Below are 14,202 nucleotides of genomic sequence, written 5' to 3' on the forward strand. Positions count from 1 at the left end.
CACATACGGCTCATGACGGGTCGGGGGGGCGGGGCGATAGCCTGGACCCGTGATCAGCGCTATATGCCGTGGGGGCAGCGAAGCCCCCGGCCCGCGCCCGGTGCGCCACAGCGCCCGGGCGATCGTTGATCACCCCGTTCCGGCCCCGCTGCCAACATTGGCCAATAACGGCTCGGACATCTCTCATCGCGGCATAACGTCGACTCCGACCGGACACCCCGCGTCGTGGCGTTGCGTCGCTTCTTTCCCCTACGTCACGCAACGGCGCGCGACAGGAGCCAGAGGACATGCAGACCAAGCTGGACGAAGCCAAGGCCGAGCTGCTCGCACGGGCTGCCCGGGTAGCTGAGAACAGCCCGGTCGGGGGGCACCTTCCGACTGGGGCCGAGCACGGCAAGAGGCCGGATGAGGGCACCGTGCTCAGGTACCTCCAGCGCTACTACCTGCACACCGCTCCCGAGGACATCGCCGACCGCGACCCGGTCGACGTCTTCGGCGCGGCACTTTCGCACTACCGGCTGGCGGAGAACCGCCCGCAGGGGACGGCGAACGTGCGGGTCCACACCCCGACCGTCGAGGAGAACGGCTGGACCTGCAGCCACTCCGTGGTCGAGGTCGTCACCGACGACATGCCCTTCCTCGTCGACTCGGTCACCAATGAGCTCTCCCGCCAGGGCCGCGGCATCCATGTCGTGATCCACCCGCAGGTCACGGTCCGCCGTGATCTCACCGGCAAGCTCATCGAGGTGCTGCCGCTGGAGGCGAACGGCAAGGACCTGCCGCACGACGCGGTCGTCGAGTCCTGGATCCATGTCGAGATCGACCGTGAGACCGACCGGTCCGACCTCAAGCAGATCACCGCCGATCTGCTGCGTGTCCTGTCCGACGTCCGCGAGGCCGTCGAGGACTGGGAGAAGATGCGCGACGCCGCGCTGCGCATCGCCGAAGAGCTGCCCAGCGAGCCGACCGCCGACGATCTGCGCGACCAGGAGGTCGAGGAGGCGCGCGAGCTGCTGCGCTGGCTCTCCGCCGACCACTTCACCTTCCTCGGCTACCGGGAGTACGAGCTCACCGAGACCGACGCGCTGGCCGCTGTGGCCGGCACCGGCCTCGGCATTCTGCGCTCCGACCCGCAGCACAGCACCGACGAGGCGCACCCCGTCAGCCCGTCCTTCAGCCGGCTCCCTGCGGACGCCCGAGCGAAGGCCCGCGAGCACAAGCTGCTCGTGCTGACGAAGGCCAACAGCCGCTCGACCGTGCACCGGCCCTCCTACCTCGACTACATCGGGGTGAAGAGGTTCGACGCCGAGGGCAATGTCATCGGTGAGCGCCGCTTCCTCGGCCTGTTCTCCTCCGCCGCGTACACCGAGTCCGTGCGCCGTGTCCCGGTCATCCGCCGCAAGGTCCAGGAGGTCGTCGAAGGTGCGGGCTTCGCGTCCAACAGCCACGACGGCCGCGACCTGCTGCAGATCCTGGAGACCTATCCGCGCGACGAGCTGTTCCAGACCCCGGTCGACCAGCTGCGCTCCATCGTCACGTCCGTCCTCTACCTCCAGGAGCGCCGCAGGCTGCGGCTGTACCTGCGCCAGGACGAGTACGGCCGCTACTACTCCGCGCTCGTGTACCTGCCGCGCGACCGTTTCACGACCGACGTACGGCTGCGCCTCACCGACATCCTGCTGGAGGAGCTGAACGGCCGCACGCCGGTCGACTTCACCGCCCTGCACACCGAGTCGGTGCTCTCCAGGCTGCACTTCGTCATCCGGGTCCAGCCCGGCACCGAGCTCCCCGACCTCACCGACGCCGACAAGGACCGCATCGAGGCCCGGCTCGTCGAGGCGGCCCGCTCCTGGGCCGACGGCTTCGGTGAGGCACTGAACGCCGAGTGCGGCGAGGAGCGCGCCGCCGAGCTGCTGCGCCGTTACGGCCATGCCTTCCCTGAGGGCTACAAGGCCGACCACTCGCCGCGCGCAGCCGTCGCCGACCTGGTCCATGTCGAGCAACTGGCCCACTCCGACAAGGACTTCGCGCTCTCCCTGTACGAGCCGGTCGGCGCGGGCCCCGGCGAGCGCCGCTTCAAGATCTACCGCACCGGTGAGCAGGTCTCGCTCTCCGCCGTCCTGCCGGTCCTCAACCGGCTCGGCGTCGAGGTCGTCGACGAGCGTCCGTACGAGCTGCGCTGCTCGGACCGTACGACCGCGTGGATCTACGACTTCGGTCTGCGCATGCCGCAGGCCACGGGCAACGGCGACTACCTCGCCGACGACGCCCGCGAGCGCTTCCAGGAAGCCTTCTCCGCCGTATGGACCGGAGAGGCGGAGAACGACGGCTTCAACTCCCTCGTGCTGCGCGCCGGTCTGAGCTGGCGGCAGGCGATGGTGCTGCGCGCGTACGCCAAGTACCTGCGCCAGGCCGGTGCCACCTTCAGCCAGGACTACATGGAGGACACCCTCCGTACCAACGTCCACACCACGCGGCTGCTGGTCTCCCTCTTCGAGGCCCGGATGTCCCCCGAGCGCCAGCGCGCGGGCACCGAGCTGACCGACGGTCTGCTGGAGGAGCTCGACGGCGCGCTCGACCAGGTCGCGAGCCTGGACGAGGACCGGATCCTGCGCTCCTTCCTCACCGTCATCAAGGCGACGCTGCGCACGAACTTCTTCCAGGAAGCGGCGGGCGGCTCGCACCACAGCTATGTGTCGATGAAGTTCGACCCGCAGGCGATCCCGGATCTGCCGGCGCCCCGCCCGGCGTACGAGATCTGGGTCTACTCCCCGCGCGTCGAGGGCGTGCACCTGCGCTTCGGCAAGGTCGCGCGCGGTGGTCTGCGCTGGTCCGACCGGCGTGAGGACTTCCGTACGGAGATCCTCGGCCTGGTCAAGGCGCAGATGGTCAAGAACACCGTGATCGTGCCGGTCGGCGCGAAGGGCGGCTTCGTCGCCAAGCAGCTGCCCGACCCGTCGGTGGACCGCGATGCCTGGCTCGCCGAGGGCATCTCCTGCTACCGGATCTTCATCTCCGCCCTGCTCGACATCACCGACAACCTGGTGGCGGGCGAAGTCGTGCCGCCGGCCGATGTCGTACGCCACGACGAGGACGACACCTACCTCGTCGTCGCCGCCGACAAGGGCACCGCATCCTTCTCCGACATCGCCAACGAGGTCGCGGTCGCGTACAACTTCTGGCTCGGCGACGCCTTCGCATCGGGCGGCTCCGCCGGATACGACCACAAGGGCATGGGCATCACCGCCCGCGGCGCCTGGGAGTCCGTCAAGCGGCACTTCCGCGAGCTCGGCCACGACACCCAGACCCAGGACTTCACGGTCGTCGGAGTCGGTGACATGTCCGGCGACGTGTTCGGCAACGGCATGCTGCTCAGCGAGCACATCCGCCTTGTCGCGGCCTTCGACCACCGGCACATCTTCATCGACCCGAACCCGGACGCGGCCACTTCGTACGCCGAGCGCCGCAGGCTCTTCGAGCTGCCCCGCTCCTCCTGGGCCGACTACAACAAGGATCTGCTGTCGGCCGGTGGCGGCATCCACCCGCGTGCGGCCAAGTCGATCCCGGTCAACGCGCACATGCGCGCGGCCCTCGGCATCGACGCGGGCGTCTCCAAGATGACCCCCGCCGATCTGATGAAGGCGATCCTCAAGGCCCCGGTGGACCTGCTGTGGAACGGCGGCATCGGTACGTACGTCAAGGCTTCCACCGAGTCCAACGCGGACGTCGGCGACAAGGCCAACGACGCGATCCGCGTCAACGGCGAGGACCTGCGGGTCAAGGTCGTCGGCGAGGGCGGCAACCTGGGTCTGACCCAGCTCGGCCGGATCGAGTTCGACCGCAACGGCGGCAAGGTCAACACCGACGCCATCGACAACAGCGCGGGCGTGGACACCTCCGACCACGAGGTGAACATCAAGATCCTGCTCAACGGCCTGGTGTCGGACGGCGACATGACCGTCAAGCAGCGCAACAAGCAGCTCGCCGAGATGACCGACGAGGTCGGGGCGCTGGTGCTGCGCAACAACTACGCGCAGAACGTCGCCCTGGCGAACGCCGTCGTCCAGGCGCCCTCCCTGCTCCACGCCCACCAGCGCTTCATGCGGCGACTCGGGCGGGACAGGCATCTGGACCGGGCCCTGGAGTTCCTGCCGAACGACCGGCAGATCCGTGAGCTGCTGAACGCGGGCAAGGGACTCAGCCAGCCGGAGCTGGCCGTACTGCTCGCCTACACCAAGATCACGGTGGCGGACGAGCTGATCGGGACCGAGCTGCCGGACGACGCGTATCTGCGCCGACTGCTGCACGCGTACTTCCCGCAGCCCCTGCGCGAGAAGTTCCCCGAGGCGATCGACGCGCACCCGCTGCGCCGGGAGATCGTCACCACGGTGCTGGTCAACGACACGGTGAACACCGGTGGTTCGACCTTCCTGCACCGGCTGCGCGAAGAGACGGGCGCGTCGATCGAGGAGGTCGTGCGGGCGCAGACCGCGGCTCGCGAGATCTTCGGACTCAGCGCAGTCTGGGACGCCGTCGAGGCCCTGGACAACAAGGTCCCGGCCGCCGTCCAGACGCGTATCCGGCTGCACTCGCGCCGCCTCGTCGAGCGCGGTACGCGCTGGCTGCTGGGTAACCGGCCGCAGCCGCTGGAGCTCGCCGAGACCATCGGCTTCTTCGCCGAGCGCGTGGAGCAGGTCTGGGCCGAGCTGGCGAAGATGCTCCGCGGCACGGATCTGGAGTGGTACGAGAGCATCCTCGAGGAGCTCACCGAGGAGGGCGTCCCCGAGGAGCTCGCCATGCGGGTCGCCGGGTTCTCCTCCGCGTTCCCGACGCTCGACATCGTCGCGATCGCGGACCGCACCAAGAAGGAGCCGATGGCGGTCGCCGAGGTGTACTACGACCTCGCCGACCGGCTGCGGATCACCCAGCTGATGGACCGCATCGTCGAGCTTCCGCGGGCCGACCGCTGGCAGTCGATGGCCCGCGCCTCCATCCGCGAGGACCTGTACGCGGCGCACGCCATGCTGACGGCGGACGTGCTCTCCGTGGGCAACGGCACTTCGACGCCCGAGGAGCGGTTCAAGGCCTGGGAGCAGAAGAACGCGGCGATCCTGGGCCGGGCGCGCACGACTCTGGAGGAGATCCAGAGCTCGGACACCTTCGACCTGGCGAATCTGTCGGTGGCGATGCGGACGATGCGCCAGCTGCTGAGGGCGCACAGCTGACAGGGCTGACACGGCCGACAGGGCTGTAAGGAGGCGCCCGGCACCGCATCGGTGCCGGGCGCCTTCGTGTTCAGGGGGTGCGACGGATCCGGCTCAGCCAGCCCGAGGACCTCGGGTCCCTCGCGGCCCGGCCGACACCCGCGACCGCCGCCGCCAGCGGCTTGGGCAGCCAGCCGCGGAAGTCCCGTACGTCGCGTCCCGCCGCCCGCCCGCACATCGCGGCCACGTCCGCCGCGGTCGGCCGGTCCTCGGGCCGGGCGGCGAGGCAGGCCGTCAGCACCTCGCGCAGCGCCGCCGGGTGTGCGCCGAGGTCCGGGGGCTCCCGGTCGGTGCCCGCGATCCGTGTGGCGACGACCAGACCGCCGCCTTCTCCGTACGGATGGCTCCCTGCGGCGGCCTCCGCGGCGAGCAGCCCGAGCGTGAACACGTCGGACGCGGGCGTGAGTTGTTTGCCCAGCGCATGCTCGGGCGACATGTACTTGGGTGTGCCGACCATCCGGCCGACCGTGGTCAGCGACGCCGTCCCGACGGCCCGCGCGATGCCGAAGTCGAGCAGCCAGGGTCCTTCGGCGGTGAGCAGCAGATTGCCGGGTTTCACGTCGCGGTGTATCACTCCGGCTGCGTGCACCGCCGCCAGCGCGTGCGCAGCGCACGCGGTCAGTTGGAGCACGCACGCGAGCGGCAGCGGCCCGTGTTCGGTCAGTGCGTCGTCGAGCGCCAGCCCCGGTACGTAACGGGTGGCGAGCCAGGGCCGCGGTCCTTCCGCGTCATGGTCGACGACCGGTACGACATGGTGGCCGTGAACCCTGCGTGCGGCCTCGACCTCGCGCGCGAAGCGCTGCCGGAAGTTCTCGCTCTGCGCGTGCTCGCGGCGGATCAGCTTGAGCGCGACGGGCCTGCCCTCGGCGGTGCGGGTGAGGTAGACCGTGCCCATGCCGCCCTCGCCGATCCGCGCTTCGAGGACATAGCCGGCGATCTCCTTCGGGTCGTCCGCGCGCAGCGGTTCAAGGCCCCCGTTCCGCATGCCGGCCCCCTAGGTCCTGTCCGGTCGATCTTGCCGGGCTCGCGTGCCCTGGCACGGCACCTCGCTGCGTTGTCGTCAGTCGCCGACGCTCCGCGTCGGCTCCCTCCTCCGCCTTGCGATGCACCACGCCAGACCCCGCTCACTGATCCAGCCTGATCGACCGGACAGGACCTAGGCCCTGTCGTGCGCCTGCCGTTCAGCGCGACGGGAGCCTATCGCGCGGCCGTGGCTGCCCACAGCCGACGGCAGGACAGCAGCGCGGCGGTGAGCAGCAGCCCGTTGCGTACGACCATGAGCAGCAGGCCGACCGGCGTGCCCGCCAGGACATCGTCGTACAGGACCGGGTAGGCGAGCGCGCTCACCGCGGCTGAGGGCAGTATCAGGAGCGCGGCCGTGCGCTGGGTGGTGTGCCGGGAGGTGAGGCAGACGGCGGCCAGACCCAGCAGCCAGACCAGATACTGCGGGCTGATGACCCGGCTGGTGACGGTGAAGAGCAGTACGGCGGCGAACGCCGCGTCGAAGGGTGTGGCGGGCGTCCAGCGCCGCGACCTGGCCCGCCACAGCAGCAGCCAGCACACGGCCGCGATGCTCAAGAACAGACTGAGCCGCGCGATGCTCGACACATACGGGCCGACGAATTCGAAGGCTCCGTACTGGTAGCGGACCGTGCCCGGCCAGCCCATCGTCCGCGCGAGCTGGAGCGCGGTCCCTCCGAGCGACTCGATCTGGACGCCTCTGGCGCCCTGTTGCCGCAGAAAGTCCAGGGAGTGCGTGAAGCCGAGCATGAGGACGGTGAGCAGCGCGGTGACGGAGGCGGTGGCCGAGAACCAGGCGGCACGTGTCGTACGTCCCGGGGGCGTGCCCAGCACGGTGAGCAGCGGCCACACCTTGATCATCGCGCCCAGCCCGGCGAGCGCGCCCCCGATGTGCGGGCGCTTTCCTACGGCCAGCAGGGCCAGTACGGCGACGGCGGTAACCATGACGTCGTAGCGCGCGTAGGGGAGGTGGAGCAGCAGCGGCAGTCCGCACACCCACAGCCAGGCGCCGGGCAGACCGGCCCGGGCGAGGGCGAGCGTGATGACCGCGTCGGCGGCGAGGGTGAGGGCGACGAAAGCCTGGAAGTACGTCAGCCAGGGCAGCGCGCCGGGGGCGAGAAAGACGAGCGCGGCGCCGGGCGGGTACTGCCAGGTGACGTCGTCCAGGGGGAACGCGCCGTGGACGAGCTGCTCGTACCAGCGCCGGTAGAGCGTGTACACCTCGCCCGCGACACCGCTGTCGCCGACATGGTCGACGAGGAGCAGGCCGAGCATGCCGAGGCGGGTGGCGGCCCAGACGGTGGCGAGCGCGGTGGCTCGCCTGGGGCGGATGCGGGAGCGGGCGGTGCCGAGGAGGGTGATCCCCGGCACCGGGGGAAGGCCGAAGGAGGGCGGGGGCGGGCCGATCCGATGGGTCGTCATCGACCGGAAGTTTAGGGCGTCTTAGGGCATTTCTGGCTATTTGGTGTTGTTGTACTTCTCGTACGCGGCGACGACCTCCGCCGCCGGGCCGTCCATCAGCATCCGTCCCGCCTCCAGCCAGATCGCCCGGTCGCAGGTCTGGGTGATCGCCCCGTTGCTGTGGCTGACCAGGAAGACCGTTCCGGCCTCCTCGCGCAGCTCGTTGATGCGCTCCTGGCTTCGGCGCTGGAACTTCGCGTCGCCGGTGGACAGCGCCTCGTCGATCAGCAGCACGTCGTGGCTCTTGGCGGCAGCGATCGAGAAGCGGAGGCGGGCGCCCATGCCGGAGGAGTACGTACGCATGGGGAGCGAGATGAAGTCGCCCTTCTCATTGATCCCCGAGAAGTCCACGATCTGCTCGTACCGCTCCTGGATCTGCTCGCGGGTCATGCCCATCGCCAGGCCGCCGAGGATGACGTTGCGCTCGCCGGTCAGATCGCCCATCAGCGCGGCGTTCACGCCGAGGAGGGAGGGCTGGCCCTGGGTGAAGACCCTGCCTTCGGTGGCCGGCAGCAGGCCCGCGATCGCTTTCAGCAGCGTCGACTTGCCGGAGCCGTTGGAGCCGATCAGGCCGACGGCCTCGCCTCGGTACGCCGCGAAGCTGACGCCCTTGACGGCGTGCACCTCGCGGACGCCGGGGGACTTCTTGCGGGAGGCGATCCGGCTGAGCGCGGATGTGGCGCTGCCTTTGCCGCCACGGGCGCCGTGGACCGTGTACTTGATGTGGACGTTGTCGACGACGACGGTCGGGACGCGGTCGTCGGTCTCCTGCGTGTCCTGGGATGCGTGGATTACCTGGGAGTCAGACACGGCCGTACTCCTCCTCTGCCTTCCAGAAGTAGATGAACCCGCCGACTCCGAAGAGGAGCGCCCAGCCGAGGGCGACGGCCCAGACGTGCGGGGGCAGTTGGGCGGCGGTGTAGCTGTCGATGAGCGCGAACCGCATCAGGTCGATGTAGACGGCGGCCGGATTGCACTCCAGGGCCACCATCACGACATGCGGCAGGTGCTCGCCCTTGAGCACCTTCTCGATGCTCCACATCACGCCGGAGACATACATCCAGGTGCGCAGGATGAAGGGCATCAGCTGGGCGATGTCGGGGGTCCTGGCGCACAGCCGCGCCATGATCATCGAGAGGCCGGTGTTGAAGACGGCCTGCAGGATCAGGGCGGGGACGGCCAGCAGCCAGGTGAGCTTGGGGAACTCCCCGAAGCACATCAGGATCATGACCAGCGCGCCCATGGAGAAGAGCAGCTGCTGGAGCTGGAGCAGGACGTAGGAGATGGGGAGGGTGGCGCGCGGGAAGTGCAGCGCCTGCACCAGGCCCAGGTTGCCGCGGATGGCGCCGCTGCCGGTCATGATCGAGCTGGAGGTGAAGGTCCAGATGAAGACGCCGGTGACCAGGAACGGGACGAAGTCGGGGACGCCGCGGCTGGTCTGGAGCAGGATGCCGAAGATGAAGTAGTAGACCGCCGCGTTCAGCAGCGGGGTCATGATCTGCCAGACCTGGCCGAGCTTGGCGCGACTGTACTGCGCGGTGAGGCGGGCGGTGGCGAAGGCGCCGATGAAGTGGCGTCGTGACCAGAGCTGCCGGACGTAGTCGGTCAGCGTCGGCCGGGCACCGCTGACGGTCAGCCCGTGCCGTAGGGCGAGCTCACCGAAATCCTCCACGAAGGGGGGAGAGGCAATCGTCTGGGTGCTCACAGGGGCGGCCACTTTCGACGGGGGGGGGCAGGGTGGACGCTGGCGATGGGACGGACCCGTATCGTCGCTACGGCGAGAGTAGGACGGTTCAACGTCGCAACGCAACCGTGTCGTCGTGACGGTAGGATCCGGAGCATGACCACGGACCCTGGAACGCCACGCCGCGCCCCCGCGGGAGCCGCAGTGCTCCGGGAGGACGTGACCCATGCGATTCGCGCCGCCGTCTTCGAGGAGCTGGCGGCGGTCGGCTTCGCCCGGATGTCGATCGAAGGAATCGCGAGGCGGGCGGGCGTCGGCAAGACGGCCGTCTACCGGCGCTGGAAGTCGAAGCTGTCGCTGGTGCTCGACCTGGTCTCGGCGTTCGCGACGCAGGGGCTGCCGGCGCCGGAGACGGGTTCGCTGTACGGGGATGTACGGGCGCTGCTCGAGGTGGCCTCGCACACCCTGCGCCACCCGGTGGCCTCGCAGGTCATCCCGGACCTGCTGGTGGAGGCGGCCCGCCACCCGGAAATCTCCGACGCGATCAAGGCGGCGCTGCTGGACAGCCAGCAGGGCGTGGCGGCGGTGGTGGTCCGCGAGGCGGTGGCCCGCGGCGAACTCCCGGAAGGCGCGGACCCGGAACGGGCGCTGGACCTGATTGTGGGGCCGCTCTACTGGCGGCTGGTGGTGGTGCGGGGTGGGCTGCCGAAGGGGTACCTGGACGATTTGGCGGGCTCGGCGGTGGCGGCGCTGAAGGCTTGACGGAGCCGGTGGGTGGGCTGGGGGGGGGGTGTCCCCCTACCCGCCCCTTCCCGTCACCGGGGGCTTCGCCGCGGAACCCTGTGGGGGTGGGGGACCTGGGGCTGCGCCCCAGACCCCGCGGCGCGGCAGCTTCGCGCCGCACAGACCGGCGGAGGGTTGCTGTCCGACGGTGGGTTCACGCCGCGAACCACGGCGGGTACGGCAACCCGCGTACCGGGGACGCTCGTGAGGGGTGGGTTCGGTCGCCGGCGAACCGCGGACGATTCGCGGGCGAACCCCGGACGGGCCCTGCTACCCGGGCGGGGGCTGTTCGCTGGCGAACCGCGGTGCGCACCGTCACCCGCGCGCCGCGGACGGCCGCGCGGCGCCCCGCGTTACTTCACCGCCCCCGCCATCACCCCCGTCACGAACTGCCGCTGGAACGCGAAGAACACAGCCAGCGGGATGATCATCGAGACGAACGCCCCCGGCGCCAGCACATCGATGTTGTTGCCGAACTGCCTCACCTGGCGCTGAAGTGCCACCGTGATCGGCGCGCTCTCCGAGTCTGCGAAGATCAACGCGACCAGCATGTCGTTCCAGACCCATAGGAACTGGAAGATCCCCAGCGACGCGATCGCCGGGCCGCCCAGCGGCATCACGACGCGCGTGAACAGGCGGATCTCCCCCGCGCCGTCCAGCCTCGCCGCCTCCAGCAGTTCCCTCGGGATCTCCGCGAAGAAGTTCCTCAGCAGGAAGATCGCGAACGGCAGCCCGAACGCCACATGGAAGATGACGACGCCGATCGTTGTCTCGAAGATGCCGATCTGGCCGAACAGCTTGGAGACCGGCACCAGCGCGACCTGGACCGGGACCACCAGCAGGCCCACGACCGCCATGAACCACCAGTCGCGGCCCGGGAAGTCCATCCAGGCGAAGGCATAACCGGCCAGTGAGCCGATCACCACGACCAGGAGCGTCGCCGGGACGGTGATCAGGATGCTGGACACGAGCGAGTCGGTGATCGCCTCGTTGTCCAGGAGCCGCGAGTAGTTGTCGAAGGTGAGCTGCGCGGGAGCGCTGAACACCTTCCACCAGCCGCTCCCACTGATGTCCGCCGGCCCTCGCAGCGACGACAGCAGCAGCCCGAACGTCGGCAGCAGCCAGAACAGGCCCACCAGGACGAGAAAGACGCGCATCACGCCACCGCCCGTGCGCGCCGCGATCCGTGCGGGGAGGGACTGCTTCGCCTTCACCACACCGTCGGTCGTGGTCATCGGCGGGCCTCCCTTCGCATGCGCCGGATGTTGAACAGCATCACCGGGACCACCAGCAGCAGCAGGAGTACGGCAATCGCGCTGCCGAGCCCCAGATTCGAGTCCGTGCCGAACGACGAGCGATAGAGCTGGAGCGCAAGGACGTTGGCGTCGTCCTGCGCGGAGCCGGGCGCGATGATGAAGACCAGGTCGAAGATCTTCAGCACATTGATCATCAGGGTCACGAGGACGACTGCGAGGACCGGTGCGAGCAGCGGGACCGTGACCCTGCGGAAGACCTGCCACTCGTTCGCGCCGTCCACCCGCGCCGCTTCGAGCAGTTCACGCGGCACGCTCGCGAGCCCGGCCGCGATCAGGACCATCGCGAAGCCCGCCCACATCCATACGTAACTGCCGATGATCGCGGGGGTGACGAGCGAAGGGCCGAGCCAGTTGACGCCGTTGTACGGCTCGCGGAAGTTGTCGGCGGGCAGCCGCAGCTGTGCCCCGTCCGCGGACGCCGGCAGCGTGAACGTGCCGTCCGCGCCCGCCCGTGCCGAGGCAACCACCTTGCCGTCTTTGACCGCCTCGACCTTGATGCCCTTGAGGCCGAGCTCCTTCGCGTCGATGACATTCGGCTTGCCGCCGCCGCCCTTGGTGAAGTCCAGCCACGCGGTGCCGGTGATCTTCCCGTCGTGCGGCTGCGCCGCCTTCGCGGGTTTCGCGTCGGACGGCATCTTCTCGGCTGCGACACCGACCAGCGGCAGCTGGACCTGCCGGCCCGCGCTCACCGGTTCCTTGGTGACGAACGACCCGCCGCCGCCCTCCTTCAGCGGATGCAGTGCCAGCGGATGCGCCTTCGGAAAACCGGCCGATTCGGCGAAGGTGTCGTGTACCCCCACCCAGACCGCGTTGGCGACCCCTCGATCCGGATCCTGCTCGTACACCAGCCGGAAGATGATGCCCGCCGCGAGCATCGAGATCGCCATCGGCATGAAGACGATCAGCTTGAACGCCGTGCCCCAGCGCACCCGTTCGGTGAGTACGGCGAAGATCAGACCGAGCGCCGTCGAAACGGTCGGCGCGACCACCACCCAGATCGCGTTGTTCTTGACCGCGGTCAGGATGCTGTCCTCGGTGAAGATCTCCTTGTAGTTGTCGAGCCCGGCGAAAGAGCTGCCGGCCTGGTCGAAGAAGGACCGGTAGAGGGAGTACCCGATGGGGTAGACGACGAGCGCGCCCAGCAGCACCAGCGCGGGCAGCAGAAAGCCGACCGCGACTACTTTCCGTGTGCCTGTCACGCTCTTGCGCTTGTCGGCGGGGGGTGCCGGGCGTGCCGGACCCCCCGCGGTCGCCGCGGTTTTCACCCGTCAGCTCTTGTACGCCTTGGCGGCGTCCGACTCCAGCTTCTGCTGGGCCCCGGCCACATCCTTCGGGTTCTTCAGGAAGTCCTGCAACGCCTTCCACTCACCCTTGCCGGGCGTGCCGCCGAACGACTGCGGCATCTGGTCCGACATGTCGAAGCGGAAGTCGTCGCCCGCCGCGATCAGCGCCTTGGCGATATTGCGCTGCACATCATTGGGGTACGCGGACAGGTCCAGCGCCTTGTTCGGGGAGAGGAAGCCACCGGACGAGGCCGAGATCCTGGCCGCGTCCGGGGAGGCGAGGAAGGTCAGCAGCGCCTGCGCGCCCTTGCTGTCCTTGAGCGCCACCGCCGCGTCGCCGCCGGTCACCACGGGAGCCAGCGCGCCGACCGCCGGGAAGGGGAACACCTTCGCGTCCGTACCGATCTTGGCTTCGGTCTGCGCGATGTTGACGGTCACGAAGTCGCCCTCGAAGACCATCGCTCCCTTGGGCTGGTCGCCCCCGCTGAAGGTCTGGGTGACCGAGGCCGGGAACTCCGTCTGCAGCGCGCCGTCCGCGCCGCCCGCGATCAGGGCGGGCTTGCCGAAGAGCTCACCGAGTGTGGTCAGCGCCGTCTTCACGGACGCGTCGGTCCACTTGATCTTGTGCTGGGCGAGCTGGTCGTACTTCTCGGGCCCCGCCTGGGAGAGATAGACGTTCTCGAACCAGTCGGTCAGCGTCCAGCCGTCCGCGCCGGCCACCGAGACGGGAGTGACACCCGACGCGGAGATCGTCTCCGCCGTTGACAGGAAGTCCTTCCAGGTCTTCGGCTCCTTCGCGCCCGCGTTCTCGAAGGCCGCGTTGTTGTACCAGATCAGGGACTTGTTGGCGGCCTTGTAGTACACGCCGTACTGCGTGCCGTCCACAGCGCCGAGATCCTGCCAGCCCTTGGAGTAGTTCTTCGCCAGTTGCGCCTTGGCCTCCGCGCCGACGGGCTTGGCCCACTTGCGCTGTACGGCCTGCTGGATCGCGCCGACCTGGGGGAGCATCGCCACATCGGGGGGAGCGCCGCCTGCGATCTTCGTACCGAGGAAGTTGACGATCGGGTCCTGCGCGGGCACGAAGGTCACCGTCGCTCCGGTGCGCTTCTCGAACTCCTTGAGGACCTTGGTGAAGTTCTCCTGCTCGGGTCCGCTCCAGACCGCCGCGACTTCTAACTTCTCACCGTTCAGCCTGGGCAGTTGGACGCTTGCCGCTGGCTCCTTGCCGCCGCTCTCGCCCGGTTTCGTCTTGTTGTCGTCCTTGTTGTCACCGCAACCGGCGATGGCGAGAGCGCCGATGGCGGCGAACACCACTGCGGCCCTGCCCGTACGAAGAGTTGTGCGCATCACTGCCCCGTTCTCTTCCGTGCGCGATCCGTGCGCTGTCCCGA

The 14,202-nt window shown here is 69.2% G+C and carries 9 protein-coding genes; 2 read left to right on the forward strand and 7 right to left on the reverse strand.

What is annotated here, in order from left to right:
* Positions 1–287: 287 nt before the first annotated feature.
* On the forward strand, positions 288–5,225 hold the full coding sequence (locus ABZS64_RS23870) for an NAD-glutamate dehydrogenase (protein ID WP_355833101.1): 4,938 nt from the start codon (positions 288–290) through the stop codon (positions 5,223–5,225).
* Between the two features lie 70 nt (positions 5,226–5,295).
* On the opposite strand, the gene ABZS64_RS23875 is transcribed toward ABZS64_RS23870, so the two are convergent.
* From ABZS64_RS23875 to ABZS64_RS23890, 4 genes are all read right to left on the reverse strand, one after another.
* Complete coding sequence (locus tag ABZS64_RS23875; protein WP_355833104.1) at positions 5,296–6,249, reverse strand: serine/threonine-protein kinase; 954 nt, start codon at positions 6,247–6,249, stop codon at positions 5,296–5,298.
* Positions 6,250–6,461: 212 nt separating this feature from the next.
* Entirely contained in the window at positions 6,462–7,706 is a 1,245-nt protein-coding gene (locus ABZS64_RS23880; RefSeq protein WP_355833108.1) for a glycosyltransferase family 87 protein, read from the reverse strand.
* Positions 7,707–7,742: 36 nt separating this feature from the next.
* Positions 7,743–8,555: an ABC transporter ATP-binding protein gene (locus ABZS64_RS23885; RefSeq protein ID WP_355833111.1), complete on the reverse strand. Its 813-nt coding sequence runs from the start codon at positions 8,553–8,555 to the stop codon at positions 7,743–7,745.
* Complete coding sequence (locus ABZS64_RS23890) at positions 8,548–9,450, reverse strand: ABC transporter permease (RefSeq protein ID WP_355833114.1); 903 nt, start codon at positions 9,448–9,450, stop codon at positions 8,548–8,550. The genes ABZS64_RS23885 and ABZS64_RS23890 overlap by 8 nt, the downstream gene beginning before the upstream one ends.
* Positions 9,451–9,585: 135 nt before the next feature.
* On the opposite strand from ABZS64_RS23890, the gene ABZS64_RS23895 reads away from it, so the two are divergent.
* On the forward strand, positions 9,586–10,191 hold the full coding sequence (locus tag ABZS64_RS23895) for a TetR/AcrR family transcriptional regulator (protein WP_355833117.1): 606 nt from the start codon (positions 9,586–9,588) through the stop codon (positions 10,189–10,191).
* 374 nt (positions 10,192–10,565) lie between these two features.
* Here ABZS64_RS23895 and ABZS64_RS23900 read toward each other — a convergent pair whose 3' ends face one another.
* From ABZS64_RS23900 to ABZS64_RS23910, 3 genes are read right to left on the reverse strand one after another with little or no spacing between them, the layout of a single operon-like run.
* Complete coding sequence (locus ABZS64_RS23900) at positions 10,566–11,447, reverse strand: carbohydrate ABC transporter permease (protein ID WP_355833120.1); 882 nt, start codon at positions 11,445–11,447, stop codon at positions 10,566–10,568.
* The gene (locus tag ABZS64_RS23905; protein WP_355833122.1) at positions 11,444–12,793 is read right to left on the reverse strand and encodes a sugar ABC transporter permease; all 1,350 of its coding nucleotides are present in this window, start codon (positions 12,791–12,793) and stop codon (positions 11,444–11,446) included. Before ABZS64_RS23905 ends, ABZS64_RS23900 begins: the two co-directional genes overlap by 4 nt.
* A gap of 3 nt (positions 12,794–12,796) precedes the next feature.
* Positions 12,797–14,158 (reverse strand): ABC transporter substrate-binding protein, encoded by a 1,362-nt coding sequence (locus ABZS64_RS23910; RefSeq protein ID WP_355833125.1) that lies wholly within the window; start codon positions 14,156–14,158, stop codon positions 12,797–12,799.
* Between the last annotated feature and the right edge of the window lie 44 nt (positions 14,159–14,202).

This window comes from Streptomyces sp. NPDC005408 (assembly GCF_040606445.1).
GTDB lineage: Bacteria > Actinomycetota > Actinomycetes > Streptomycetales > Streptomycetaceae > Streptomyces.

What these genes read in the sequence shown, in the direction of transcription:
- ABZS64_RS23900 (WP_355833120.1), bottom strand. Translation starts at nt 11,447, where the DNA reads ATGACCACGACCGACGGTGTGGTGAAGGCGAAGCAGTCCCTCCCCGCA.
- ABZS64_RS23880 (WP_355833108.1), bottom strand. Translation starts at nt 7,706, where the DNA reads ATGACGACCCATCGGATCGGCCCGCCCCCGCCCTCCTTCGGCCTTCCC.
- ABZS64_RS23895 (WP_355833117.1), top strand. Translation starts at nt 9,586, where the DNA reads ATGACCACGGACCCTGGAACGCCACGCCGCGCCCCCGCGGGAGCCGCA.
- ABZS64_RS23910 (WP_355833125.1), bottom strand. Translation starts at nt 14,158, where the DNA reads ATGCGCACAACTCTTCGTACGGGCAGGGCCGCAGTGGTGTTCGCCGCC.
- ABZS64_RS23870 (WP_355833101.1), top strand. Translation starts at nt 288, where the DNA reads ATGCAGACCAAGCTGGACGAAGCCAAGGCCGAGCTGCTCGCACGGGCT.
- ABZS64_RS23875 (WP_355833104.1), bottom strand. Translation starts at nt 6,249, where the DNA reads ATGCGGAACGGGGGCCTTGAACCGCTGCGCGCGGACGACCCGAAGGAG.